Genomic DNA, 25,606 nt, shown 5'->3' on the forward strand with positions numbered 1-25,606 from the left:
GGGGCGCCGGGCCCGCGGTGCGGACGCCCGAGTAGCATGGGGGCGTCCGCACCGCCGTCCCCGCACCCGGCGGAGACCGCCCGTTCCCCTCCAGGAGGCCCCCGGTCATGACCACGTCCCGCATCTCCCGGCGCGTCGGCGCCATCGCAGAGTCCGCGACGCTCGCCGTGGACGCGAAGGCGAAGGCCCTCAAGGCCGCCGGCCGGCCCGTGATCGGCTTCGGCGCCGGAGAGCCCGACTTCCCGACCCCCCAGTACATCGTGGACGCCGCCGCGGCCGCCCTGCAGGACCCGGCGAATTTCCGGTACACGCCGGCCGCGGGCCTGCCCGAGCTGCGCAGGGCGGTGGCCGAGCAGACCGCCCGGGACGACGGCTACGCGGTGGAGCCCTCCCAGGTGCTCATCACCAACGGCGGCAAGCAGGCCGTGTTCCAGGCCTTCGCGACGGTCGTGGACGAGGGCGACGACGTCCTGCTGCCCGCCCCGTACTGGACCACCTACCCCGAGGCCATCAAGCTCGCCGGGGGCAACCCGGTCGAGGTCTTCGCCGGGCCGGAGCTCGGCTACAAGGTCACCCCCGAGCTGCTCGAGGCGGCGTGGACCGAGCGCACCAAGGCCCTGCTGTTCTGCTCGCCGTCGAACCCCACGGGCGCCGTGTACTCCCCCGAGGAGACCGCGGCCGTGGGCCGCTGGGCGGCGGAGAAGGGGATCTTCGTGCTGACCGACGAGATCTACCAGCACCTCACCTACGACGGCGTGCCGTTCACCTCGATCGCCGCCGCCGTGCCGGAGCTGGGCGAGAACGTGGTCGTCCTCAACGGCGTGGCCAAGACGTACGCGATGACCGGCTGGCGGGTGGGCTGGATGATCGGTGCCCCCGACGTCATCAAGGCGGCCACGAACCTGCAGTCCCACCTGACCTCCAACGTCAACAACGTGGCCCAGCGGGCCGCGCTGGCGGCCGTGTCCGGCCCGCTCGACGAGGCCCACCGGATGCGGGAGGCCTTCGACCGCCGCCGCCGGGTCATGGTCGAGGCCCTCAACGCCATCGACGGCGTGGAGTGCCCCACCCCGACCGGCGCGTTCTACGCCTACGCGGACGTGCGGGGCCTGCTCGGCCGGCGCTTCGGCGACGCGACGCCGCAGACCTCCGCCGAGCTGGCCGAGCTGATCCTGGAGCAGGCGGAGGTGGCCGTGGTGCCCGGCGAGGCGTTCGGCCCCTCCGGCTTCCTGCGCCTGTCCTACGCCCTCGGCGACGACGACCTCGCGGAGGGCCTGCGCCGGCTCCAGGAGTACCTGGGCGGCGCCGCGTGAGCGCCGCGACGGACGCCCGGGACACCGCCGTGGCCGCGGCGGAGCAGGTGCCCGCGGCGGCGCTCGTGAGCGCCGGGCTGATCGGCGGGTACGCCACCGCCCGGGCGACCGGCGTCCGCCCCCTGGGCGGGGCGGTGCTGGCCGCGGCCGGCGCGGCGGCCGCCCACACGTGGTGGCACCGCGGCGGGCCGGGCACCACGGCGGCGCTCGGCGCGCTCTACGTCCTGGGCTTCGGGCTCTCCCACCCGCTGGCCCGGCGGATCGGGGCCTGGCCGTCGGTCCTGGCCGTGACCGCCGTCAACGCCGCCGCCAACACCGTCCTGGTGGACCGCCCCGGCCGCTGAGCCGCGACCGCCGCGCACCGGCGCCGCCCGCCCCCGGAAGGGGACGGGCGGCGCCGTCGTCGTCCCGCGTCCCCGGGCCGCACCTCAGTCGCCGACGGCCTCCAGGCCGCGGCGCACGATCAGCGGGTCGGGGGGATAGACCACGTCCGGGTCCTTGTCCTCGTAGTCGAACTGGTCCAGGAAGAAGCGCATCGCGTTGAGCCGGGCGCGCTTCTTGTCGTTGGACTTCACCGTGATCCACGGGGCGTGGTCGGTGTCCGTACGCAGGAACATCTCCTCCTTCGCCTCGGTGTAGTCCTCCCACCGGTCCAGGGACGCCAGGTCCATGGGCGAGAGCTTCCACCGGCGCACGGGGTCGATCTGGCGGATCGCGAACCGGGTGCGCTGCTCGTGCTGGGTCACGGAGAACCAGAACTTGGTGAGGTGGATGCCGGAGTCCACGAGCATCTTCTCGAAGACGGGCGCCTGGGCCATGAACTGCTCGTACTGCGGGTCCGTGCAGAAGCCCATGACGCGCTCGACGTTGGCGCGGTTGTACCAGGAGCGGTCGAACATCACGATCTCCCCCGCCGTGGGCAGGTGCTGGATGTAGCGCTGGAAGTACCACTGGCCCCGCTCCCGGTCCGAGGGCTTCGTCAGGGCCACCACCCGGGCGGCGCGCGGGTTGAGGTGCTCGGTGAACCGCTTGATCGTCCCGCCCTTGCCGGCGGCGTCCCGGCCCTCGAACACGATGACGTGCTGGAGGTCGTGGTCCTGGCCCCNTTGCCGGCGGCGTCCCGGCCCTCGAACACGATGACGTGCTGGAGGTCGTGGTCCTGGCCCCAGTACTGGAACTTCAGCAGCTCGATCTGTAGCTGGTACTTCTCGAGCTCGTACTCCTCGCGCGACAGCCGCTCGTCGTACGGGTAGTCCTCCCGCCAGGTCTCCACGGCCGATCCCCCGGGATCGATGAGATCCGGGTCCGGGGACTGCCCGTCCCGCACCGTGTACCCCTGGTCGACCAGCTTGTCGATGAACTCCCGCAGGTTCTCCCGGGCCGGTTCCTTGTCCGTGTTCAACGCCACCCCTCCTTCCGGGCCCGTCGGGGCCCTCTTCCCGGAAGTCTAGGCCGCAGGCCGGCGGGCGGCGCCGGGGGTCAACACGGCCGGGCCCGGCCCTGCCGCCCGGGCCCGGACTCACTAGACTGGGCGTGCCGGCGCACGTCCGGCCGCCACGCACGCCCCGCCCACCCGGAGGAGACTGTACGGATGAAGATCGGACTGCTGACCAGCGGCGGGGACTGCCCCGGACTCAACGCGGTGATCCGCGGCGCCGTGCTGCACGGGATCAAGACCTACGGCCACGAGTTCGTGGGCTTCCGCGACGGCTGGCGCGGGGTGCTCGAGGGCGACATCATGGACCTGCCCCGCACCCGGGTCCGCGGCCTCGCCCGGGAGGGCGGGACCATCCTCGGCACCTCCCGCACGAACCCCTACTCCGGGCCCGGAGGCGGGCCGGAGAACATCGGGGTGATGCTCGAGCGCCACGCGGTGGACGCGATCGTGGCCATCGGCGGGGAGGGCACCCTGGCCGGCGCCAAGCGCCTGGCCGACGCCGGGTTACCCGTGGTGGGGGTGCCCAAGACCATCGACAACGACCTGCAGGCCACGGACTACACCTTCGGCTTCGACACGGCCGTGTCCATCGCCACCGACGCCATGGACCGGCTGCGCACCACCGGGGAGTCCCACCACCGGTGCATGGTCGCCGAGGTCATGGGCCGCCACGTCGGGTGGATCGCGCTGCACTCGGGCATGTCCGCCGGCGCGCACGCGGTGCTGATCCCGGAGCAGAAGGTCTCCATGGACCAGGTCTGCGCGTGGGTGCAGGAGGTCTACGACCGCGGCCGCTCCCCGCTGGTGGTCGTCGCGGAGGGGTTCATCCCCGAGGACCGGGAGGACGTGCTCGCTGGGAAGGGCACCGAGGCCGACGGCCGTCCGCGCCTGGGCGGGATCGGGGAGTACGTCACGCAGGAGATCGAGCGCCTCACCGGCATCGAGACCCGCAACACCACGCTCGGGCACATCCAGCGCGGGGGCGCCCCCACGGGCTTCGACCGCGTGCTCGCCACCCGCTTCGGGATGTCCGTGGTCGACCTCGTGCACGAGAAGCAGTGGGGGCGGATGGTCGCCATCCGCGGCACCGACATGGTCCGCGTCGACTTCGCCGAGGCCCTCGAGGGGCTCAAGACCGTTCCCCAGGACCGCTGGGACGAGGCCCGCGTCCTCTTCGGCCGCTGAGGCGGGCGGCGGCCCCGGTCGGTCAGGCCTGCGGGTCCGCGCCGCCCGGGGCCCGGGGCGGACGTCGGTGACGGGAGTCCCGGGGTCCGGCGAGGTCAGGGGCGGGGCCCGCGGAGGAAGCCCGTCTGCCGGCCGACCACCTGCCCGGCGTCCGGCGGCACGACGACCTGCTGCGCCGCGGCCCACCGCTGCTCGCCGTCGGTGACGACGAGCTCGGCGGCGGGATCGACGGTGCGCTTGAGCACGGCCAGGGCGATGGGACCCTGCTCGTGGTGGAGCTGCACGGAGGTGACGCGCCCCACCGTGCGCTCCCCCGCGACCACCTCGGCCCCGGCGGCGGGCAGCGTGTGCTCCGACCCGTCGAGGTCGAGCAGCACCAGCCGGCGGGGCGGGTGCCCGAGGTTGTGCACCCGTGCGACGGTCTCCTGGCCCTTGTAGCAGCCCTTGGCCAGGTGCACGGCGGTGCGCAGGAGGTCGAGCTCGTGCGGGATCGTCCGTTCGTCCGTCTCGGCGCCCAGGCGGGGGCGCCACGCGGCGATCCGCAGCGCCTCGGCGGCCCACGCGCCGGCGAGGGGGAGGTCGAGGGTCAGGGCGTCGAGCTCGTCGCGGGGCACGAGGTGCTCCCACCAGGTGCGCTCCTCGCCGGGGTGGGGCCCGTCGAGGACGGCGTAGCTCCACCCGCCGGGGGCGACGTGGGGCCAGGGGTCCCGCCACACGACCGTGGCGGGCAGGCCGGGCACGGGGCCCGTGGCGCCGAGCACGGCCCACTGCCCGGTGCGGTCCTCGATCTCGACGCGCAGCGCGAAGCGCATGCGCTCGAGCCACGCCACCAGGGCCGCGGTCTCGTCGGCCTCGGTGATCAGCCAGGTGCTGGTGCCGTCGTCCACCACGTGGGGGGCGTGCTCGATCCGCCCCTGCACGGACAGGAAGAGGGTCTCGGTGCTGCGCCCGGGCTCGAGCCCGGTGAGCACCTGGGAGGAGAGGGTGGTGAGCCAGCTGAGCCGGTCGGGCCCGGTGACGGTCACGACGCCCTTGTGGGAGAGGTCCACCACGGTGCCGGGGGTGCGCACGAGGGAGCGCTGCTCGCGCAGCGGGTCGCCGTAGTGGGCGGCCACCCCGCGGTCCAGGCCCTCGGCCTCGACGGCGCCCGGCCGGTGGAGCAGGGGGGAACGGTGCTCGGTCACGGAACTCAGCCGATCTTCCGCAGCTGCGCGGAGGCGTGGGTGGTCAGGGGCTCGCCGAGCGCGGCCATGTCCCAGGCCCAGAACAGGTCGCCGTGGACCAGGCCGTACATGCGGGTCGAGGAGCTGTACTCCTTGGCCCCGCGGGCGCGGATCACGGCGTCGGTGGCGAGGTCGATCCGCGGGCCCTTGATCTGCCCGGCGTAGAGCTCGGCGACGCCGCCGGGGTGGGTCAGGGTCACGAGGACGTCGAAGCCGCCGTCCGCGTTGCGCATCCGCTCCACGTCCTCGGCGCCCTGGAGCACGGGCACGAGGTCCGGCGGGAGCATCCCGGGGCCCACGTCGCCGTCCTCGAGGGTGCGGTCGAGCTGCCAGAAGCCCTGTTCCACGGTGGCCGGGCGCATCGGCTGCCCCTCGTCGTCGAGGAGTGTGGTCTGCGCCCGGTAGTCGAGGAACGGCAGCCCGTTCTGCTCGAAGGTCACGCGCTGCCGGAACGGCCGCTGCTCGACCTCGCCGTAGCCCATGAAGCCGTCGCCCTCCCAGGTGCCCAGCAGCCAGGCGAAGGGGACGAGCTCGGGCAGCAGATCCGAAGGGATCTCGATCGGCACGGGACTAGTGCTGTCCCTTGAACAGTCCGAGGACCACCTTCAGGGAGATCCCGGCGATGAACAGGCCAGAGATGCCGAGCAGGGCGAGGTAGAAGATTTCGAGTGCAAGCATGGCCCTAAACTACCACGGTGCTCACCAGCCGGGCAGTGAACACGGCCCCCACCCCGAGGAACGCCACGGGGGTCACGCCGAGGGCCACGACGCCCCGCTTGGGCGAGCTCTTCGGGGCCGCCGCGATGACGCGCCCGCCCACGAGGGCCACCAGCGCGGCCAGGACGGCGCCGACCACCACGAGCAGGGCGGGGTCCGGGCCCGTGGCCCGGTAGTCGCCGGCCAGGGCGATCCAGCCGGAGGAGCTGACCGCCGCCAGCACGCCCGCCGTGGAGGCGATCGCGGACTCGAGCCGGTGCTCGGCGCCCTCGCCGCGCACCAGCTCCGCCGCGAACACCGTCATGAGGGCCACGCCGACGACGGCGGGCAGCCACACGAGCTGCTGGCCGGGCAGGAACTGCACGAGCAGGGCCGCGGCGACGCCGGCGGCGGTCATGATCACGTTGTGGCGGTGCCTCGCCGCGATGCCGGTGGCCGCCGGCCAGCCGAAGCCGATGACCACGGACATGCCCAGCGCCAGCACCAGCGGCGCGGGCCCGGCGACCGCGACCGCCACGAGGGCCGCCACCAGCACGGCCACGCTGCACGCGGCGATCATGGCGTATCTCATGGTGATCGGGTTCCTGCACTGTCGGGGGTCGGGACCTGCGCCCGGGCGGACACGAGCAACGATAGCGGCTCGCCGCGGGGCGCGGGCGGAGCGCCGGGACCGGGTGCAGGACCGGGAACCGGGCGCGGGGTGCAGGCGGGCACGGGCCGCGGGACGCTCCGGACCGGCGGGGTCGCGGAGCCGGTCGCCCGCCCGGACCTATACTGACAGCTCAGTCCGTACGCCAGAGTGGAGAAGCACGAGTGTTCCAGATCCTGATGCTGACCGACGCGGACGGACCTTCGGCATCGGTGCTCCCGGCCCTCGACCTGCTCAACCACAAGGTCTCGGTCGCCCCGACGCGGACCGTGTCCGGCAGCCTCGACGGCCGGTCCCCGGACGTGGTCCTGCTGGACGGGCGCACCGACCTGATCACCGCCCGCAACCTCGCGCAGCTGCTCACCGCCAAGGGTCTGGCCGCGCCGCTGCTGATGGTTCTCACCGAGGGCGGGATGGCGGCCGTGGCCGCGAACTGGATGGTCGACGACGTCGTGCTCGACACCGCCGGCCCCGCGGAGGTCGAGGCGCGGCTGCGCCTGGCCTCCTCCCGCACGGCCGAGGTCCCCGAGGACGACACCCGCATCCGCGCGGGCTCCGTGGTCATCGACGACGCCGCCTACTCCGCGCACGTCAACGGCCAGCCCCTGAACCTCACCTACAAGGAGTTCGAGCTGCTGAAGTACCTGGCCCAGCACTCGGGGCGGGTCTTCACCCGCGCCCAGCTGCTCAGCGAGGTCTGGGGCTACGACTACTACGGCGGCACCCGCACCGTGGACGTGCACGTGCGGCGCCTGCGCGCCAAGCTGGGTGCGGACCACGAGCACCTGATCACCACGGTGCGTAACGTGGGCTACAGCTTCGCCACGACGCGGGCCCGGGAGGGCTGAGCACCTCCCGACCCGGTCCGTGCGCCCCATCCCGTTCCGCAGGAGGTCCCCATGTCCCGTTCCGTGCCGTACGACCTCGACCGCCCGGACGTCCCGCCGGCCGAGGAGATCGTGGCGCTCGCGTCCCGCGCCGCGGCCGCGGACGGCGACCCGCCGTTCTCCGACCAGACCCTGGTGGACCTGCGCTCGGCGCGCGACGGCCGGGTCCGCACCGTCCTGGCGCGCTCGCGCGAGGGGGAGCTCCTCGGCGCCGCCGTGCGCGTGCCCGAGCCCGACGGCGCCCACCTCGTGGAGCTCGTGGTCGGCCCCTCCCACCGCGGCGCCGGGATCGGCGCGGCGCTGGCCGGCGCCGTGGCCGCCGGGACCACCGGCACGGTGCGCGCCTGGGCGCACGGCGGGCACCCCGCCGCCGCCGCGCTCGCCGCCCGGCACGGCCTGGCCCCCGTGCGGGACCTGCATCGGCTGCTGCGCCCCCTGCGCGGCGCGGCGGACCTGCCCCTCCCGGAGGCGATGCCCGAGGGCTTCCGCCTGCGGGCGTTCGAGCCCGGCCGCGACGAGCAGGAGTGGCTGCGGGTCAACGCGGCCGCCTTCGCCGAGCACCCGGAGCAGGGCAGGATGACCCTCGACGACCTCCGGCAGCGGGAGGCCGAGCCGTGGTTCGACGCCGCCGGCTTCCTGCTCGCCGTCCGGGAGGACGAGCCCGGGACCGTGGCCGGCTTCCACTGGACCAAGGTCCACGCCGCCGACGCCGAGCGCGGTCCCCTCGGCGAGGTGTACGCCGTGGGCGTGGCCCCCGGGCACCAGGGCACGGGGCTGGGCCGGGCGCTGACCGCCGCCGGCGTCAACCACCTCGCCCGGCAGGGGCTCGACGAGGTCATGCTCTACGTGGACGGGGACAACGCCGCCGCGATGCGGCTGTACGAGGCGCTGGGGTTCCGGCCCTGGCACCTCGACGTGATGTACGCCGGCACCCTCCCCGGCTGACTCGCCACCCGATCCTCCCGCGCCCGGACCGCCGGGGCGGGCACGACGAGACAGGACCGTGATGACCACCCACCAGCAGGACAGCCCGCAGTCCGCGCCGGCCCCGAGCGCCCCCGGGGCCCCGGCCGCCGGGTCCGGCACCGCACCCCCCGGGGGCCCCGACGAGCTCCCCGACTCCGCCCGGAGCCACGGGGACCGGGACCGGATCGACGACCCCGTGCCCGCGGCCCGGCAGGTGCTGGAGGGCCGGCACGGGCCCGAGCGCTTCCTGGACCGCGAGGCCAGCTGGGTGGCGTTCAACTCCCGGGTCCTGGAGCTCGCGGAGGACCCGGACCTCTTCCTCCTGGAGCGGGTGCACTTCCTGTCCATCGTGGCCTCCAACCTGGACGAGTTCTTCATGGTCCGGGTGGCCGGGCTCAAGCGGCGCATCGCCACGGGCATCGCCCGGCCGGCCGCCTCCGGGCACTCCCCCGCGGAGCAGATGGCCACCATCGCCGCGCGCGCCCACGAGCTGCAGGAGCGGCACGCGCGGGCCTTCCACGACCTGGTGCGGCCCGAGCTGACCCGGCAGAACATCCACCTGGTCGGCTGGGAGGACCTGGACGCCGCCACCCGGGAGCGGCTCACCGGGGACTTCCACCGGCAGGTGTTCCCCATCCTCACGCCGCTGGCCGTGGACCCGGCCCACCCGTTCCCCTACATCTCCGGGCTGAGCCTCAACCTGGCCGTGATGGTCCGCAACCCGCAGTCGGGCAAGCGGCTGTTCGCCCGCGTGAAGGTCCCGGACCAGCTGCCCCGGCTGCTGTCGGTGGACGGGTCCCGGGCCTCGCGCCTGCCGAACGGCCAGGCCCGGTTCATCCCGCTCGAGGACGTCATCGCCCAGCACCTGGACGACCTGTTCCCCGGGATGGAGGTCGAGGAGCACCAGGTGTTCCGCGTGACCCGCAACGAGGACCTGGAGGTCGAGGAGGACGACGCCGAGAACCTCCTGCAGGCCCTGGAGAAGGAGCTGCTGCGCCGCCGCTTCGGTCCCGCGGTGCGCCTGGAGGTCACGGACAGCATCAGCACGGAGGTGCTCGAGCTGCTCGTCTCCGAGCTGGGCATCGACGAGTCCGAGATCTACCGGCTGCCCGCCCCGCTGGACCTGCGCGGGCTGGGGGTCATCGCCGGCATCGACCGCCCGGAGCTGCACTACGCCCGCCACGTGGCCCACACCTCCCGCTACCTCAACGCCGCGGAGACCGCCAAGGCGGCGGACGTCTTCGCCGCGACCCGGGCCCGGGACGTGCTGCTGCACCACCCCTACGACTCGTTCGCCACGAGCGTCCAGGCCTTCCTGGAGCAGGCCGCCGCGGACCCGAAGGTCCAGGCCATCAAGCAGACCCTGTACCGGACCTCGGGCGACTCCCCCATCGTGGACGCACTCATCGACGCCGCCGAGGCCGGCAAGCAGGTGCTGGCGCTGGTGGAGATCAAGGCCCGCTTCGACGAGCAGGCCAACATCTCCTGGGCCCGCAAGCTCGAGCAGGCCGGGGTGCACGTGGTCTACGGCATCGTGGGGCTGAAGACCCACTGCAAGCTCTCCCTCGTGGTCCGCCAGGAGGAGCACGGGCTGCGCCGGTACGTGCACATCGGCACCGGCAACTACCATCCCTCCACCGCGCGCTTCTACGAGGACCTGGGGCTGCTCACGTGCGACCCGGAGGTCGGGGAGGACGTCTCCCGGCTCTTCAACCAGCTCTCCGGCTACGCGCCCAAGACCACCTTCCAGCGCCTGCTCGTGGCGCCCCGCTCCGTGCGCTCCGGGCTCGTCGACCTCGTGGAGGCCGAGATCCGCCACCACCGGGCCGGCCGCCCGGCCCGGATCCAGGTCAAGTGCAACTCGATCGTGGACGAGGCCGTGATCGACGCCCTCTACCGGGCCTCGCAGGCCGGGGTGCCCGTGGACGTGGTGGTCCGCGGGATCTGCGCCCTGCGCCCCGGGGTGCCGGGGCTGAGCGAGAACATCCGGGTCCGCTCGGTGCTGGGCCGGTTCCTGGAGCACTCCCGGGTCTTCGCGTTCTGCAACGCCGGCGATCCCCTCGTCTACATCGGCTCGGCGGACATGATGCACCGCAACCTCGACCGCCGGGTGGAGACCCTGGTGCGGATCACGGACCCCCAGCAGGCGGCCGCGCTCGTGCGGCTGCTCGCCCGCTACGTCTCGGACGCCACGGCCAGCTGGCACCTGGACGCCGAGGGCGTGTGGACCCGCCACCACCGGGACGCCGAGGGGAACCCGCTCGTGGACGTCCAGGAGCACCTGCTGCGCAGCCGGGCCCTCGGCCGGCCGACGATCTAGTCGGCGGTGGAACGGGTCAGCGGTAGCATCGTGGGGGTGCCGCCCGACGGTCCGGACCGCGGGCCCCGGCACGCCCGTGCACCACGGACAGGGGACGAAAGAGGGGCCATGCCCAGGACCGCAGAGAAGACCACCGAGCAGCGCCCGGCCGAGAGCCCCGGCCGGGCGGGCGGCAGGACCGGCACGAGCGGCGCGGCCGGGAGCGGGCGGCCCGCCGACGTGCTCGCGGCCGGGTGCCTGTGCTGGCGCCGGACGGGCGGCGGGCTCGAGGTGCTGGTCATCCATCGGCCGCGCTACGACGACTGGTCCTTCCCCAAGGGCAAGCAGGACGACGGCGAGACGCTGCCCGAGACCGCCCACCGGGAGGTCAGCGAGGAGATCGGCCTGCTGCCGCGCCTGGGCGTGCCCCTGCCCACGATCCGCTACGACGTCAAGGACGGGTGCAAGGACGTGCACTACTGGGCCGCGGAGTTCGGCCCCGGCGCACGGCCCGAGCCCGATGGCAAGGAGGTGGACGCCGTCCGCTGGGTCTCGCCCGAGGACGCGCACCGGATGCTGACCAACCCCTCCGACCGGGAGCCGCTGGCGGCCCTGGTGGACCTGCACGAGCGCGGGGACCTCGCCACGCGCCCGGCGATCGTGGTGCGCCACGCCAAGGCGAAGCCGCGCTCGGCCTGGTCCCGGGCCGAGGGCGACCGGCCGCTGGCCGCGACCGGCAAGCGCCAGGCCCTCGCCGTGACCCGGCTGCTCCGGGCGTGGTCCCCCGAGCGGGTCCTCACTTCCCCCTGGCTGCGCTGCCTGTCCACCGTGGTGCCGTACGCGCGCAAGGCCGGGGTCTCCGTGCGGGAGCGCCCGCAGCTCACGGAGGCCTCGCACAAGCGCCACCCCAAGAAGGCGGCCGCCGTGGCCCAGACCATGTTCGACAAGGACACGCCGGTGGCGCTGTGCACGCACCGCCCGGTGCTGCCCACGGTCCTCAAGGTCATCGCCCGGCACGCGAGCCCAGAGCTCGCCGCGCAGCTGCCGGCCAAGGACCCGTACCTCTCCCCCGGCGAGATGATCGTGCTGCAGGTCTCCCGCCGGCACCGCCGGCGGGTGGTCTCCGTGGAGCTCGTGAAGCCCTTCGACGACTGACCCCCGGCCCGGCGCCGCAGGACCCGCGGCGCACCGTCCCGCAACCGCCGGGACCGCAGCGCACCACCCGCCACGAGCCACCCGCCACGGACCGCCCGGCCCGCCCCGACTTCCCCCGAGGAGACCCGCATGACCGCCCCCGACCCCGTGCCCGCCCCGGTGCCGACGCCCTACGAGGACCTCCTGCGCGAGGTCCTGGAGCAGGGGGTGCACAAGTCCGACCGCACGGGCACCGGGACGCGCAGCGTCTTCGGGCGCCAGATCCGCTTCGACCTGGCGGAGTCCTTCCCGCTGCTGACCACCAAGCGGGTGCACTTCCGGTCGGTGGCCCTCGAGCTGCTGTGGTTCCTGCGCGGGGACTCGAACGTGCGGTGGCTGCAGGAGCGCGGTGTGACCATCTGGGACGAGTGGGCGGACCGGGACGGGGAGCTCGGACCCGTCTACGGCGTGCAGTGGAGGTCCTGGCCCACCCCCGGCGGCGGGTCGATCGACCAGATCGCCAAGGTCGTGGAGCAGATCCGCACGAACCCCGACTCCCGGCGCCACGTGGTGACCGCGTGGAACCCCGCCGAGGTGGACGAGATGGCCCTGCCGCCGTGCCACGCCCTGTTCCAGTTCTACGTCGAGCCCCGGAAGGACGGGCCGGGGCGGCTGTCCTGCCAGCTCTACCAGCGCTCCGCGGACATGTTCCTGGGCGTGCCCTTCAACATCGCCTCCTACGCGCTGCTCACCGTCATGATCGCCCAGCAGACCGGCCTGGAGCCCGGGGAGTTCGTCTGGACCGGCGGGGACTGCCACGTCTACGACAACCACGTGGCGCAGGTCCGCGAGCAGCTCTCCCGGGACCCCTACCCCTATCCGCAGCTGCGGCTCGCCCGGCGGCCCGCCACCGTCTTCGACTACGAGCTCGAGGACTTCGAGGTCCTCGACTACCGCCACCACCCCGCGATCAAGGCCCCGGTGGCCGTATGACCGCCGGGACGACCGGGGCGATCGGGGCGATCTGGGCGCAGACCGCCGACGGCGTCATCGGCCGCGCCGGGGCGATGCCCTGGTCGCTGCCGGAGGACATGGCGTTCTTCCGGCGCACGACGACCGGCCACCCCGTGATCATGGGCCGGCGCACGTGGGAGTCCTTCCCGGAGCGCTTCCGGCCCCTGCCCGGACGGACCAACATCGTCATCACCTCCTCCCCCGGCCGGGTGGCCCGGGGCGAGGATCCCGGCGCGGTACTGACGGCACCCTCGTACGCCGAGGCCGTGCGCCTGGCCCGGACGAGCCCCGGCGCGGAGCGCATCTGGGTGATCGGCGGCGGCGAGGTCTACCGGCAGGCCCTGGCCGACGCCGAGCACCCCGTGACGGAGGCGCTCGTGACCGTCATCGACCTCGACGCGGACGGGGACACACACGCCCCGGTGCTCGACGACGGGTGGGCCACGGAGCCGGTCCTCGGCCCGTCGGTGTCCCGCACGGGCCTGGGCTACCGGATCGAGCGGCGCACGCGCGGCCGGCGGGGACCGGGCGGAGGGACGCCCGGTTCCGGTAGCCCGGCGGCTCCGGTAGCGTGAGCTGCACCACGACCAGGAGGAACACCGTGACCGACCGGCACCCCGACCCCGCGATCCGGGACGACGAGCAGCTGCGCGTCGTGAAGAACACGGACCTCGACCGCTATGAGCTGTGGCGGGGGGAGCAGTTCATCGGCTTCGAGGGCTTCCAGGACCACGAGGACGGCACGGTCGAGCTCCAGCACACCATCATCGGCGAGCAGTTCGGCCGGCAGGGCTACGCGCGCACCCTCGTCACGCTCCTGCTGGACGGCTTCCGGGAGCAGGGCGTCGCGGTGCGCCCCACGTGCACCTACGTCCAGGACTACCTCCACCGCTTCCCGCAGTACGGGGACCTGGTGGTGCCCGGCCTCGAGCTCCCGCCGGCGCAGAAGGTGAAGGAGAAGCGCCGGCGCTGGGCCCTGCACCGCGCCCACTAGACTGGGGGCCATGACTTTTAGCTCTGGTGATTCGGTAGGGTTCGTCGGCTGGCGGGGCATGGTGGGTTCCGTGCTCATGCAGCGCATGCAGGAGGAGGGGGACTTCGGGGGCATCACCCCGGTGTTCTTCTCCACCTCCAGCGCCGGCCGGCCCGCCCCGTCCTTCGCCGGGGACGCCGGCACGCTGCAGGACGCCTACGACCTCGAGACCCTGGCGAAGCTCCCGATCGTCGTCACCGCCCAGGGCGGGGACTACACCAAGGACGTGCACGGGAGGTTGCGCGCCGCCGGCTGGGACGGTCTGTGGATCGACGCGGCGTCGACCCTGCGGATGAACGACGACGCGATCATCGTCCTGGACCCCGTCAACCGGGACGTCATCGACCGCGGTCTCGCGAGCGGCGTCAAGGACTTCGTGGGCGGCAACTGCACGGTCTCCTGCCTGCTCGTGGGTCTCGGCGGGCTGTTCCGCAACGACCTCGTGGAGTGGGCCACGTCGATGACCTACCAGGCCGCCTCCGGCGGCGGGGCCCGGCACATGCGCGAGGTGCTGGCGCAGTTCGGCGCCCTCCACGGCGTCGTCGCGGACGAGCTGGCCGATCCCGCCTCGGCGATCCTGGACATCGACCGCAAGGTGCTCGCCGCCCAGCGCGGCGACGCCCTCGACACCTCGATGTTCGGCGCGCCCCTGTCCGGCTCCCTCATCCCCTGGATCGACGCCGACCTCGGCAACGGACAGTCCCGCGAGGAGTGGAAGTCCGCGGCCGAGACCAACAAGATCCTCGGCCGCACGGACCGGTACGCCCAGGACTGGGTGCCCATGGACGGGCTGTGCGTGCGGATCGCCACGATGCGCTCGCACTCCCAGGCCCTCACGATCAAGCTGCGGGAGGACCTGCCCGTGGACGAGATCGAGCGGATCGTCGACGCCGACAACGAGTGGGCCACCGTGGTGCCCAACACCAAGGAGGACTCGATGCGGGACCTCACCCCCGTGGCGACCTCCGGCACCCTGGACATCCCCGTGGGCCGGATCCGCAAGCTCGCCATGGGGCCGGGCTACATCAGCGCCTTCACGATCGGCGACCAGCTGCTGTGGGGCGCGGCCGAGCCGCTGCGCCGCATGCTGCGCATCGCCACCGGCACCCTGTAGCCGGTGGAGGAGATCTCGATCCCGCCGGGGCTGTCGCTCGACGCGGGCGACGACCGCCCGCCCTCCGAGCAGCTCAGGCACCGCGTCCAGCAGGGCCGCGCGGACGGCACCCTGCCGGCGGGCACCCGGCTCCCACCGGTGCGCCGGCTCGCCGAGGCGCTCGGCCTCGCGGCCGGGACCGTGGCCAAGGCCTACCGCGAGCTCGAGGCCGCCGGCGTGATCGAGACCCGGGGCCGCCGGGGTAGCTTCGTGCGCGCCGCCGACCGGACCGAGGACCTGGCGGTGCAGGCCGCCCGGCGCTTCGCCGACGAGATCGCGGACCTCGGGATCCCGGCCGAGCACGCGCTGGAGCTGGTGGCCGCGCAGCTCGGCCGCTCCCGCTGACCGGGAGGGCCCGTCCGGAGGCGTCATTGCGCGCACCGGCGCGGGCCCGTGCGACCGCGGCCGCGGGGGGCTCCCCGGCAGGAGGCCGTCCCGGCTCAGGCTCCCGGGGACCGCAGGTGCCGGGGGCCCGGCACGAGGTTGCCCGTCCCGGCGAGGGCCCGGCGGTGCCGCCCCTCGGCGGTGCGCGCCAGCCACCACCGCCAGCCGCGCATCACCTGGCCCTTCGCCCACTGGTTGAGCCGGTGCGCCCAGTGGAACTCGGTGCCCCAGATGCCGAGCCCCAGGAAGATGGCGAGCCACCCCGGGCCGGGCGTCACGAGCATGATCAGGCCCGCCAGCACGAAGACGCCCCCGAGGACCGTCACGAGCGTCCGGTAGGCCACGAGCAGCAGGGGGTGGCCGCGGGACCAGCGGCGCAGCCGGCCGAGGGCTTGCCGCACACGGCTGTCGGAGCTCTCCCCCTGGGCGATCTCCTCCTCGAGGCTGCTCACGGCCGCCGCCTCAGACCGCCGTGCCCACGATGACGGGCTCGGCGACGAGGTCCACCCCGTAGACGGACGCGACGCCGTCGCGCACCGTCCGGGCCAGCGCCATGAGGTCCTGGGCGGAGGCGCCGCCGCGGTTGGTGAGGGCGAGCGTGTGCTTGGTGGACAGCGAGGCGCGGCCCCCGGCGACGGCGGCGCCGTCGAGGTCCAGGAGCTCGTTGCGGGTCCCGGGCAGGCCGAAGCCCTTGCCGAAGCCGGCGTGGTCGATGAGCCACGCGGCGGAGAGCTTGACCCGGTCCTCGAGCGGGCGCCCCGCGGCGTCCACCACGGGGAAGCGGGGGGCGTCGGCGGGCAGCCGCTCCCCCAGGGCGTCGGCCGGGAGGATGGGGTTCGTGAAGAAGGACCCGGTGCTGTAGGTGTCGCGGTCCTCCGGGTCGAGGACCATGCCCTTGCCCGCGCGCAGGGCCAGGACCGTCTCCCGCACCCGCTCCAGCGGGGCGCGCTCCCCCACCTGGACGCCGAGCCGGCGGGCGAGCTCGCCGTAGCGCACCGGGGCGCTCTCAGTACCGCGCTCGAGCCGGAACCGCACGGCGAGCACCACGTGGCGCGGGGAGCCGGCCACCGTGCTGCGCTTGAGGGCCGAGTCCCGGTAGGAGAACGCCAGGTCGGCCGGGGCGAAGTCCCGCACGCGCCGCTCCCGGCGGTCCCAGACCCGCACCAGCTCGACGGTCTGGGCCACCTCCTGGCCGTAGGCCCCCACGTTCTGCACCGGGGTGGCACCCGTGGTGCCGGGGATCCCGGCCAGGGCCTCGATGCCGACCAGCCCCTCGGCCACGGCCTGCGCCACGAGCTCGTCCCACGGGTGGCCGGCCTGGACCTCGAGGAGGGCGCCGGCGGGATCCTCGGCGAGGACCTCGACGCCGCGCGAGAGCACGTGCACCACGGTGCCCGCGAACCCGGCGTCGGCCGCGATGAGGTTGGAGCCGCCGCCCACCACGAGCACGTCCCGCCCGGCGGCGTCGGCCGCCGCCACGGCGTCGACGACCGCCTGCTCGGACTCCGCCCGCACGTAGTCGCGGGCGGGCCCGCCCACGGCGGCGGTCGTGAGGTCTGCGATGCGAGGGGACGTCATGGCGACCACCCTATCGGGCGGCCCGCGGTGCCCCGGCCCGGACTCACGCCAGCCGCACCACGGCCTGGGCCTTGACCAGCACCTTCAGCGCCGCGGCGGTCGCCGGGTCGGCTCCCTCCGCGGAGAGGTCGGGGGCGGTCACGGTGAGGTCGACGCGCACGGTGCGGGCGGCGTCGTCGAGGGCGCCGATCTTCCCGGACACCGTGAGGGCCGTGGAGGCCTCGACCGCGGTCCCGAACCGGTTGGGGACGACCACCGGCTTGGTGAAGCGCGTCTGGTAGTCGACCACGGCGCCGGGGTCACCGGCCCAGTCGGTCACGAGCTGCACGGCCGCGCCCATCGTGAGCATCCCGTGGGCGATGACGTCGGGCAGGTCCACGGAGCGGGCGAACTCCTCGTTCCAGTGGATGGGGTTGAGGTCCCCGGAGGCCCCCGCGTACCGGACCAGGTCCGCGCGGGAGAGCTCGATCCGGCGCTGCCCGATCTCCTGGCCCTTCTCGAGGCTGTCGAAGGCGATGCTCACGGTCACTGGTCCTCTCCGCGCACGAGCAGGGACGAGACGGTGGTGGCGACGTGCTCGCCGTCCGCGGCGCGGATCTCGGCGCGGGACGTCACCATCGCCCCGGAGCCCATGGCCCGGACCTGGTCGACGTGCAGCTCGGCCACGAGCTCGTCCCCGGCGACGATCGGGCGGTGGTGGGTGAAGCGCTGGTCGGCGTGGACCACGCGGGAGAAGTCGATGCCGGCCTCGGGGTCGGCGATCAGGGCGGCGTCGGCGCGCTGGGCCACCACGATGGCGAAGGTGGGGGGCGCCACGAGGTCGGGGTGGCCGAGGGACCGGGCCGCCTCGACGTCGTGGTGGGCGGGGTGGGCGGCCTGGATGGCGCGGGCGAAGTCGCGGATCGCCTCCCGTCCGACGCTGTAGGGCTCGGCCGGCGGGTAGGTCCGCCCGACGAGATCGGGGTTCACGGGCATGGCAGCTCCTCGCTGGACGGGCCGCGCGCGGGCGGCGGGACCCGTCCAGTCTACGGCGGCGCGCCCCGCCCCGCCGGGCGCCGCCGTCCGGGGCACGTACACTCCTGCCCATGGATCTCCTGGACGTCGGCCGGATCGTCGCAGGGCTGGCGCTGCTGGTTCTCGGCGGAGAACTCCTGGTGCGGGGGGCGTCCGCGCTCGCCCGGCGGGTGGGGATCTCCTCCCTCGTGGTCGGGCTCACCGTGGTCTCGGCCGCCACGTCGGCGCCGGAGCTCGCCGTCACCGTCGGCGCCGTGCTGCGCGACGAGCCGGGCCTGGCCGTCGGGAACGTGGTCGGCAGCAACATCGTCAACGTCCTGCTCATCCTCGGGCTCTCCGCCCTCGTCGTTCCCCTGGCGGTGAAGCAGCGGCTGGTGCGCTTCGACCTCCCCTGGATGGTCGTGCTGTCGATCGGGCTGCTGCTCGTGTCCCTCGACGGGCGGATCGGCGCGGTGGACGGAGTGGTCCTTCTCGCCGCCGTGGTGCTGCACACGGTGCTGACCGTCGTGATCGGCCGGCGCGGTGCCCCCGTCCCCGCGGCGGCGCCGTCCGGGGACCGCGGAGCCGGCGGCGGCACCGGCGGTGCCGAGGACGTCAGGACCGAGGAGGAGCCGCCCCCGGCCTCGGTCCCCCGGTCCGTGCTGCTCGTGGTGCTGGGGATCGCCCTGCTGGTCGCCGGCGCGACCCTGCTCGTCGAGGGGGCGGTGAGTATCGCCACGTCGCTGGGGGTCAGCAGCCTGGTGGTCGGGCTGACCGTGGTGGCCGTCGGGACATCGCTGCCCGAGCTGGCGACCTCCGTCATCGCGGTGCGCCGCGGTGAGCGCGACCTGGCCGTGGGCAACGTGGTGGGCAGCAACATCTTCAACATCGGGGTGGTGCTCGGCCTGCCGGCGCTGATCTCCCCCGGGGGCATCCCGGTGTCCGGTGCCGCGGTGGCCCTCGACATCCCGGTGATGCTGGCCGCCGCGGTCGCCCTGCTCCCCATCGCGTTCACCGGGTTCGCGGTGGCCCGCTGGGAGGGCGCCCTGTTCGTGGCCCTGTACGCCGCCTACACCGGCTACGTGGTGCTCGCGGCCACCGAGCACGACGCCCTGGAGGGGTTCTCGTGGACCATGGCGTGGTTCGTCCTGCCGCTGGTCGCGCTGACGCTCGCCGTCTTCACCGCCTACGAGATCGGCCTGCACCGTGGCCGCCGGGATCCGCTGCGCTCGCCGTGACCGGTCCGCCCGGACCTGCGTCGGGTCCTGGACGGGGTGCCGGATCGAGGGGCCGGTGCCGGGCCGGCCCGGGGACGACAAAAGCCCGTGACCGGAGGGTCACGGGCTTTTCGCCGTAGCGGTGGACGGGCTCGATCCGTCGACCTCACGATTATGAGTCGTGCGCTCTAACCAGCTGAGCTACACCGCCAGAGGGATGGGACACCGCGGCTGACGGCCTTGACGGCCGGGCCACGGGATCTCATCACGAGAGCCCCGACCGGGAATCGATCCCGGGACCTCCATCTTACCAAGATGGCGCTCTACCACTGAGCTATCGGGGCAACGACGAAGACTCTACCAGCACGTTTCGGGAGAACCAAAATCGCCGGCCACCCCTCTCCAGCACCTCCGGAGCCGTCCTGCCGGCCCTGGATCGGACAGGGTTCTCCGGCCCGTCGGCGCCGTCCCGCCCGCCCGGGCCGGGGCGCCCCGACACGGCCGGCAGGCGCCCCGGACCCGGCGCTCAGTCGTCCACGTCGTCGTCCCGGTCGTCGTCCCGGTCGTCGTCCCAGTCGTCGTCGAGCGGGGCGGGCTGCACGGGCAGCGGGACTTGGGCCGGGGGTGCGGGGACGGCCGGCGGGGCAGGATCGGGGGCGGCCGGCAGGGCGGGCGGGGCCGGCGGCGGCTCGACCGGAGGGAGCGGCACCGCGGAGCCCCCCGCGTCCCCGCGGTCCGGTCCCGGGGCGTCTCCCCCGTCCTGCGCGGGGCCGGTGGGGGACGGCGACGACGACGGGTCCCCGGCCGGCGGCGCCGTGCCGGCCGACGGTCCCGGACCGGGGCTGCCGCTCACGGAGACGCCGCCGCGCACGACCTCCACGCGGTCCGTGCCGCTCGCCGCGTTCCACAGCAGGAGCGCCAGGCCCGCGACGACCAGGAGGGAGACTGCCGACCAGAGGATCCTCATGCCCACCAGTGTCCAGGAACCGGTTGAGGGGGGCATGAGAACATGAGAGCCCTCTCAGGAACGCAGCCCGTCGAGCAGGTCCTGCGCCACAGCGCGCCACCGCGGGCGGAACGCGTAGACGCAGGCGAGCCGCAGCCGGGTCGCCTCGGCGTGCACGGCGAGACGGCCGGGGTCGGCGCCCAGCACCCGGCCCACCGCGGTCACGGCCTCCTGTCCCGCCGCCCGGAGCGCGGGCTCGAGCAGACCCTGCGCCGCGCGCAGCTCCAGGTGCACGGAGAGGTTCGCGAGGTCGAGCTCGGGCTCGCCGAGGGCCGCGGTGTCGAAGTCCAGGAGCCCCAGCCGTGCGCCGTCGAAGAGCAGCTGCTGGTCGTGCAGGTCCCGGTGCAGCACGACCCGGCCCCGCCGGTCGGCGGGCAGGGCCGAGAGCTCCGCCCCGATCCGCCGTGCCCGTGCGGCGACCGCCCCCGGCGGGGCCTCGAGCAGACCCGGGAACGCCTCGAGCCGGCCGGCCCAGCGGGCCAGCGTGCGGGCCTCGTCCTCGGCCGTGTGCGCGGGCAGCGGCTCCGCGCCCGGCGCGGCCGTGGCCAGGGCCGGCCAGCACCGCGCCCACTCCGCCCAGGCGGCACGGTAGGCGTCGTTCCGTCCCGCGGCCCCCAGCTCGTGCAGGCTCCGGCCGGGCAGGACGGAGAACTCGACCCGGTCCTCGGCCCGGGCCAGGACCGCCGGCACGGCGAAGCCCGCCGCCGTGCCCAGTCCGTGCAGCCGGTCGGACAGCTCGGCGACCCGGGCGGCCCGGCCGCGGGCCAGGAACTTGACGAAGCGGTCCGGGGTGCCGACCACCGCCCGCCGGCGGTGCCGGTGCACGACCACCCGGCCGCCGGCCGCGGCCGCGGCGGCGAGTCCGGGCAGGCGGGGGTCCTCGCCGTGGGGCAGGACGCGGACGGCCCACGGCCGCCCCGCGCCGGGGGCCGCCTCGCCCGCGCGGACGCGTCCGTGCCCGTCCTCGAGCTCGAGCACGAGCCGGGTGCCGTCCGCCGGCCAGGCGCGGCGGACGCGCAGCGGCCGCCCGTCGGCGTCCGGCACGGTCTCCGGCACGCGCACGGGCCGGGTCCGCGGGACGTGCCCACTGCCGGAGTCCACGACGTGCACCGGATCCCCGCCGGCGGGCACGGGGCCGGCGGGCACACGGTCGGCGGGCACGGCGCCGAGCGGCACGAAGAGCGGGGCGCCCGGCGCGGACGGCACGGGCCCCGGCGCGGGAGTCGCGGTCACCGGCGCCCGCTGCGCCTGATCCACCAGCCGCTGCGCGAGCTCGATCCGCCGGTCCGTGCGCTCCCGCCAGTCGGCGGCGGCCGAGCGGAAGGGCTCCATGCTCCGGGCGAGGACGTGGAACGCGGCCCAGGCCAGGATCTCGGGCCACGGCGGCAGCGCCGCCCCGGACCCGTACCCGCGCAGCAGGGCGCCCGTCAGGGACAGCTCCTCGGCTGCGGCGGGGGGCTGTTCGGCGCCCGGGCCGAGGAGCTCCACGGCGAGGAAGCTGCCGAGGTCGTCGGCCGCCGTGCCGGTGCGGATCCGGTCGAGGTCGGCGAGCCGGAGCTCCGGCGCCCCCGGGCCCCCGTCGCCGCGCACGAGCACCTGGTCCGCGGAGAAGTCCCCGTGCAGCAGCCGCTCGGGGGCCCCGGTGCGGTCCGCCAGGGCCTCGGCCACGGCCCGGCCGGTCCGGGCGCAGCGGACGCCCGACCGCCGGTCGAGGGCGGACAGGTCGGCGGCCAGCGAGCGCAGCTTCCGGCCTGCGTCCAGGGGGGCGCCGACCCGTGCGGAGCCGAGGAGCGCCGGTCCGCGCTCGTGCAGCTGCGCCAGTGCGGCGCCCGCGGCGGCGGCCTGGAGCACGGGCCCTCCGGGTCCGGTGCCGGGGCCTGGGCCGTCCGGGGCCGCGGCGCGGGCTGCGAGGTCGCCGTCCCCGAACCAGGGGTAGTGCAGCACGTGCGGTGACACGGGGAGGCCGGGGACGGGCACCGGGGCGAGCACCGGGATCCCGGCGGCGGCGAGCCGGGTCAGCAGCACCGGGTCCGCGGGGGCGGGGCCGGCGGTGAGCTTCGTGACCCGGCCGGCCCCGCCGCTGTCGGCGCCCGTGAGGACCGCGCGGCGGCGGGGGTTGTAGCGCAGCAGCCGGGCGGGGTCCCCCGGCTGCCCGAGCCGCCGGGCCCGGTCCGGCCCGAGCACGGCGAGCGCGCGCCGCAGCTCGGGGTCCGTGCCGATCGTCCCCACGGCCAGACGGTGACCGGGGCGTCCCGGCACGTCCGCGACCAGCACGGGCGCCGGCCGGCCGTCCCGCGCGGCGCGGGCCAGGACCTTCTCGAGCTTGTCCCGCCCGTTCCCGGCGGGGGCGTAGGCGGCGACCCAGTGCACCGCGCCTGTGGTCCCGGCGTCCACGCGGGCCACGACCGAGACGCCGGGCTTGTAGCGCAGGTGGCTGGTGCGCAGCGGGCCGCCGAGCTGGTGGCCGAAGAGCTCGGTGAGCCGGCCGGGGTCGAGGACCGCGGCGAGCGCGGGCAGGCTCTCCCAGGAGTCGGGCAGGTGCCGCGTCACGAGCGGACCTCCCGGCGGTCCTGCGCCCGCTGCTGCTCGACCCACGCGGCGAACACGCCGTCCGGCCGGGCGAGCAGCTCCTCGGGGGCGCCGTCGAGCAGGATGCGCCCGTCCTGGACCCACAGCACGCGGTCGGCGGCGAGCGCGAGGGCGGCGTCGTGGGTCACCGCCAGGGACGTGCGGCCGCGGACCAGGCGACCGAGGGCGTCCAGCACGTCCCGGGCGGACCGGGGGTCGAGTCCGGTGGTGGCCTCGTCGAGCAGCACGACGGGTGCGTCGCGCAGCAGGGCGCGCGCGATGGCCAGCCGCTGGCGCTGCCCGCCCGAGACGGTCGAGCCGCGCTCCCCCACCGGGGTGTCGTAGCCCTGCGGGAACGCCGTCACGAACTCGTGGGCCTGGGCGGCGGACGCGGCGGCCTCGACCTCGGCGTCGGTGGCCTCCGGGCGGCCGAGCCGGATGTTCTCCCGCACGGTGCCGTGGAAGAGGACGGAGTCCTGCAGCAGCAGGGCGGTGCTGCCGCGCACCGTGCCGAGGCTCAGGGCGCGCAGGTCGTGGCCGTCGAGGGTCACGGACCCGGCGACCGGGTCCATCATCCGCACCAGCAGGGAGACGAGGGTCGACTTCCCGGAGCCGGACGGGCCGACGACGGCGACGTGCTGGCCCGCCGGGATCACGAGGTCGACGTCGCGCAGCACGGTGCGCCCGCCGTGCTCCGGGTCCCCGTACGCGGCGTCCACGTGGTGGAGGGCGATCTCCCCGCGCACCCCGGGCAGGACCAGGGAGCCCGGGGCCTCCCGCACGTCCACGGGCTCCGCCACGAGGTCGGCCACCCGCTCCCCGGAGGCCGCGGCGCGGGCGATGCGCCCGGTGTACTTGGCCATGTCCCGCAGGGGCTTCATGCACGTCTTGAGATAGGTCGTGAACAGGACCAGGTCGCCCAGGCTCATGGCGCCCTCGAGCACCCGCAGGCCGCCGCCGAAGATCACGGCCGCGGTGGCCACGCCCACGATCACGTCCGTGGCCCGCTCGAGCGCGGCGGCCAGACGGCGGGACTGCACGCCCTGGGTGAGGGCCTGCCGGTTGGCGCGGCCGAAGGAGCCGGCCATGTGCTCCTCCAGCCCGTAGGCCTGGACGGTGCGGATCGCGCCGAGGGACTCGTGGGCGGTGTTCGCCAGCGCGCCCTCTCCCTGCCGGGTCCGGCGCGAGGCCTCGGTGATCCGCCCGGAGGACCCTCGGCCCACCAGCAGGAAGGCCAGGATCGCCACGACCACCACGAGGGCCAGGAGCCAGTCGAGGAAGAGCATCACCGTGCACATGACCACGAGGGTGATGACGTTGGCCAGCAGCGGCAGGCCCGCGGTGACGGCCACCTCCTGGAGCTTGCCGATGTCCGAGACGAGGCGCTGGACCGTGTCCCCGGCCCGGGAGACGGAGTGGTAGCGGTCGGACAGCGCCTGGACGTGCGCGAACACGCGTTCGCGCAGGGCGGTGGAGACCCGGGAGCCGACGAGGGCGAACGCGACCGTGGCGAGGTAGTTGGCGAGCGCGCGGAACCCCACCACCGCGACCGTGGCCAGCCCGGCGGCCGCGAGCAGCTGCCACGAGGCCTCCGGGATCCACGGGTCGACGTTGTCGGCGCCGAGGGAGAGGGACACGGCGTCGACGACGATCTTCAGCGGCCACGGCTCGAGCACGCGGAAGGCCACCTCGGCCAGGAGCACCACGACGCCGCCCGCGGCGAGCAGCCGGTGCTCGCGCAGGTGTGGGGTGAGCAGCCCGAGGGTGCGCCGGAGGGCCCTGCGGTCGAGCCGCCTGCCCGCGCTCACCGCGGCGCTCCCTGCAGTGCTCCCGGTGCGGCCGGGCGCGGTGCGGCGCCGCTGCGGGGTCGCGTGCCGGGGGGATCCGGAGGGGCGAGGTCCGTGCCGGCGAGGATGCCGTCGAGCACCGCGGTCCAGGAGCGCCGGGCGACCGCGTCGCGGCGGCCGGCGCGTCCCAGGGCACGCCGCCGGCCGGGATCGGCCACCAGCGCGTCGACGGCGCCGGCCAGCGCGGTGGGGTCCGAGGGCGCCACGAGCAGCCCGGTCACCCCGTCCTCGACCGCGGCCGGCACCTGGCCCACGCGGGACGCGACGACCGGCAGGGCCGCGGCGGCGTACTCGTAGATCTTCAGCGGCGAGAAGTACTGGTCCGCGGCGTCCTCCGTGGCGGGATAGGGCGCGACGGCCACGGCGCAGTCGGCCAGCAGCCCGGGCACCGCGGCGGGGGGCACCGCGCCGGTGAACTCGGCGTCGACGCCCAGCTCGGCGGCCAGCTCCTCGAGGGACGCCCGCTGTGGGCCGTCCCCCACCACGCGCAGGCGCCAGGCGGCGGAGGCCTCCGCGCGGGCCCGGAGCAGGTGCTCCACGCCGTGCCAGGGCTTGAGCGTGCCGACGAACACGACGACCGGCGGCACGGGGTCCGGTCCCCGGGCGGCGGAGTCGCGGCACGGACGGATGCGCTCCACGTTCACCCCGTTGGGGGCGACCAGGACCCGGCCGGCCGGCCCGCCGGTGTCGGCCACGGTCCGCTCCACCCAGCGGGCGACCGGCTCGGAGACGCAGGCCGTGCGCTCGGCGGCGGCGACCTGCGCGGCGAGCGCGGCGCGGGCGGCCGCCCCGTCCACGAGGTCGCGGTGGGTCCGCTGCTCGTCGATCAGCGGCGAGTTCACCTCGAGGACGCCCGGGACGCCGAGCGCGCCGGTGATCCCGGCCAGGGCGGTCGAGAACAGGGAGTGCCGCTCGTGCACCGCTTTTCGAATCTTTTTTGTGACGGACANGACGTGACGGGAGTTCAGACGTGTGCTCTTCCGATCTCGCCCGGGCCGGGTA

Annotated in this window: 24 protein-coding genes, 2 tRNA genes and 1 pseudogene; 13 read left to right on the forward strand and 14 right to left on the reverse strand. The window is 75.1% G+C overall.

Translation table 11 applies throughout. The annotated features are described in order from the left end of the window. The first annotated feature begins 107 nt into the window (after window positions 1-107). Together H488_RS31650 and H488_RS31655 are read left to right on the forward strand one after the other, a co-directional pair. A complete protein-coding gene (locus H488_RS31650) occupies window positions 108-1,313 on the forward strand; it encodes a pyridoxal phosphate-dependent aminotransferase (RefSeq protein WP_017834231.1) in 1,206 nt (401 codons plus the stop codon). Beyond that, window positions 1,310-1,657 carry a hypothetical protein gene (locus H488_RS31655; RefSeq protein WP_017834232.1) on the forward strand — a complete coding sequence of 116 codons (348 nt, stop codon included), beginning with the start codon at window positions 1,310-1,312 and terminating at the stop codon, window positions 1,655-1,657. Before H488_RS31650 ends, H488_RS31655 begins: the two co-directional genes overlap by 4 nt. A gap of 84 nt (window positions 1,658-1,741) precedes the next feature. On the opposite strand, the pseudogene ppk2 reads toward H488_RS31655, so the two are convergent. After that, window positions 1,742-2,715: pseudogene (ppk2, locus tag H488_RS31660) on the reverse strand (polyphosphate kinase 2). 189 nt (window positions 2,716-2,904) lie between these two features. Here ppk2 and H488_RS31665 point away from each other — a divergent pair. After that, on the forward strand, window positions 2,905-3,936 hold the full coding sequence (locus H488_RS31665) for a 6-phosphofructokinase (protein WP_017834233.1): 1,032 nt from the start codon (window positions 2,905-2,907) through the stop codon (window positions 3,934-3,936). A gap of 95 nt (window positions 3,937-4,031) precedes the next feature. On the opposite strand, the gene ygfZ is transcribed toward H488_RS31665, so the two are convergent. The 3 genes from ygfZ to H488_RS31680 form a co-directional block, all read right to left on the reverse strand. After that, window positions 4,032-5,120: a CAF17-like 4Fe-4S cluster assembly/insertion protein YgfZ gene (gene ygfZ, locus H488_RS31670; protein WP_017834234.1), complete on the reverse strand. Its 1,089-nt coding sequence runs from the start codon at window positions 5,118-5,120 to the stop codon at window positions 4,032-4,034. A 5-nt stretch (window positions 5,121-5,125) separates the two neighbouring features. After that, entirely contained in the window at window positions 5,126-5,725 is a 600-nt protein-coding gene (locus tag H488_RS31675) for an FABP family protein (protein WP_017834235.1), read from the reverse strand. 116 nt (window positions 5,726-5,841) lie between these two features. Next, window positions 5,842-6,447: a hypothetical protein gene (locus tag H488_RS31680; RefSeq protein WP_031283389.1), complete on the reverse strand. Its 606-nt coding sequence runs from the start codon at window positions 6,445-6,447 to the stop codon at window positions 5,842-5,844. Between the two features lie 242 nt (window positions 6,448-6,689). Here H488_RS31680 and H488_RS31685 point away from each other — a divergent pair, with 242 nt between their 5' ends. From H488_RS31685 to H488_RS31725, 9 genes are all read left to right on the forward strand, one after another. Then, window positions 6,690-7,373, forward strand: a complete 684-nt coding sequence (locus H488_RS31685) for a response regulator transcription factor (RefSeq protein WP_017834238.1) — start codon at window positions 6,690-6,692, stop codon at window positions 7,371-7,373. A 51-nt stretch (window positions 7,374-7,424) separates the two neighbouring features. After that, window positions 7,425-8,357 (forward strand): mycothiol synthase, encoded by a 933-nt coding sequence (gene mshD / locus H488_RS31690; RefSeq protein WP_017834239.1) that lies wholly within the window; start codon window positions 7,425-7,427, stop codon window positions 8,355-8,357. A 61-nt stretch (window positions 8,358-8,418) separates the two neighbouring features. After that, the gene (locus H488_RS31695) at window positions 8,419-10,698 is read left to right on the forward strand and encodes an RNA degradosome polyphosphate kinase (protein WP_017834240.1); all 2,280 of its coding nucleotides are present in this window, start codon (window positions 8,419-8,421) and stop codon (window positions 10,696-10,698) included. A 108-nt stretch (window positions 10,699-10,806) separates the two neighbouring features. Then, on the forward strand, window positions 10,807-11,832 hold the full coding sequence (locus H488_RS31700) for an NUDIX hydrolase (RefSeq protein WP_017834241.1): 1,026 nt from the start codon (window positions 10,807-10,809) through the stop codon (window positions 11,830-11,832). 129 nt (window positions 11,833-11,961) lie between these two features. After that, window positions 11,962-12,804, forward strand: a complete 843-nt coding sequence (locus tag H488_RS31705) for a thymidylate synthase (RefSeq protein ID WP_017834242.1) — start codon at window positions 11,962-11,964, stop codon at window positions 12,802-12,804. Next, window positions 12,801-13,400 carry a dihydrofolate reductase gene (locus H488_RS31710; RefSeq protein WP_017834243.1) on the forward strand — a complete coding sequence of 200 codons (600 nt, stop codon included), beginning with the start codon at window positions 12,801-12,803 and terminating at the stop codon, window positions 13,398-13,400. Before H488_RS31705 ends, H488_RS31710 begins: the two co-directional genes overlap by 4 nt. Window positions 13,401-13,426: 26 nt before the next feature. Further along, complete coding sequence (locus tag H488_RS31715; protein WP_017834244.1) at window positions 13,427-13,819, forward strand: GNAT family N-acetyltransferase; 393 nt, start codon at window positions 13,427-13,429, stop codon at window positions 13,817-13,819. Window positions 13,820-13,829: 10 nt separating this feature from the next. After that, window positions 13,830-14,972 carry an aspartate-semialdehyde dehydrogenase gene (gene asd / locus H488_RS31720; protein WP_031283394.1) on the forward strand — a complete coding sequence of 381 codons (1,143 nt, stop codon included), beginning with the start codon at window positions 13,830-13,832 and terminating at the stop codon, window positions 14,970-14,972. A gap of 3 nt (window positions 14,973-14,975) precedes the next feature. Beyond that, window positions 14,976-15,356: a GntR family transcriptional regulator gene (locus H488_RS31725; RefSeq protein ID WP_017834246.1), complete on the forward strand. Its 381-nt coding sequence runs from the start codon at window positions 14,976-14,978 to the stop codon at window positions 15,354-15,356. Window positions 15,357-15,451: 95 nt separating this feature from the next. Here the strand turns inward: H488_RS31725 and H488_RS31730 are convergent, their stop codons facing one another. The 4 genes from H488_RS31730 to H488_RS31745 are packed head-to-tail and all read right to left on the reverse strand — an operon-like array spanning window position 15,452 to window position 17,948. After that, the gene (locus H488_RS31730; protein ID WP_017834247.1) at window positions 15,452-15,847 is read right to left on the reverse strand and encodes a TIGR02611 family protein; all 396 of its coding nucleotides are present in this window, start codon (window positions 15,845-15,847) and stop codon (window positions 15,452-15,454) included. A 10-nt stretch (window positions 15,848-15,857) separates the two neighbouring features. After that, complete coding sequence (locus H488_RS31735; protein WP_017834248.1) at window positions 15,858-16,973, reverse strand: UDP-N-acetylmuramate dehydrogenase; 1,116 nt, start codon at window positions 16,971-16,973, stop codon at window positions 15,858-15,860. A gap of 43 nt (window positions 16,974-17,016) precedes the next feature. Then, a complete protein-coding gene (locus H488_RS31740) occupies window positions 17,017-17,496 on the reverse strand; it encodes a MaoC family dehydratase (RefSeq protein ID WP_031283397.1) in 480 nt (159 codons plus the stop codon). A 2-nt stretch (window positions 17,497-17,498) separates the two neighbouring features. After that, window positions 17,499-17,948, reverse strand: a complete 450-nt coding sequence (locus H488_RS31745) for a MaoC family dehydratase N-terminal domain-containing protein (protein ID WP_017834250.1) — start codon at window positions 17,946-17,948, stop codon at window positions 17,499-17,501. A gap of 110 nt (window positions 17,949-18,058) precedes the next feature. Between H488_RS31745 and H488_RS31750 the strand changes: the two genes are divergently transcribed. Beyond that, window positions 18,059-19,204, forward strand: a complete 1,146-nt coding sequence (locus tag H488_RS31750) for a calcium/sodium antiporter (protein WP_017834251.1) — start codon at window positions 18,059-18,061, stop codon at window positions 19,202-19,204. Window positions 19,205-19,320: 116 nt separating this feature from the next. On the opposite strand, the gene H488_RS31755 is transcribed toward H488_RS31750, so the two are convergent. The 6 genes from H488_RS31755 to H488_RS0118780 form a co-directional block, all read right to left on the reverse strand. After that, window positions 19,321-19,394: transfer RNA gene (locus H488_RS31755), tRNA-Met, on the reverse strand. A 61-nt stretch (window positions 19,395-19,455) separates the two neighbouring features. Beyond that, window positions 19,456-19,527 (reverse strand) — tRNA-Thr (locus H488_RS31760). Window positions 19,528-19,709: 182 nt separating this feature from the next. Further along, the gene (locus H488_RS36185; protein ID WP_051063806.1) at window positions 19,710-20,150 is read right to left on the reverse strand and encodes a hypothetical protein; all 441 of its coding nucleotides are present in this window, start codon (window positions 20,148-20,150) and stop codon (window positions 19,710-19,712) included. A 54-nt stretch (window positions 20,151-20,204) separates the two neighbouring features. Beyond that, window positions 20,205-22,739: a phosphotransferase gene (locus H488_RS0118770; RefSeq protein WP_017834252.1), complete on the reverse strand. Its 2,535-nt coding sequence runs from the start codon at window positions 22,737-22,739 to the stop codon at window positions 20,205-20,207. Further along, the gene (locus H488_RS0118775) at window positions 22,736-24,565 is read right to left on the reverse strand and encodes an ABC transporter ATP-binding protein (protein ID WP_017834253.1); all 1,830 of its coding nucleotides are present in this window, start codon (window positions 24,563-24,565) and stop codon (window positions 22,736-22,738) included. Before H488_RS0118775 ends, H488_RS0118770 begins: the two co-directional genes overlap by 4 nt. Continuing rightward, window positions 24,562-25,524, reverse strand: a complete 963-nt coding sequence (locus H488_RS0118780) for a glycosyltransferase family 4 protein (RefSeq protein ID WP_051063807.1) — start codon at window positions 25,522-25,524, stop codon at window positions 24,562-24,564. Before H488_RS0118780 ends, H488_RS0118775 begins: the two co-directional genes overlap by 4 nt. Window positions 25,525-25,606: the final 82 nt, after the last annotated feature.

The organism is Kocuria sp. UCD-OTCP (assembly GCF_000349605.1).
Taxonomy (GTDB): Bacteria; Actinomycetota; Actinomycetes; order Actinomycetales; family Micrococcaceae; genus Kocuria; species Kocuria rosea.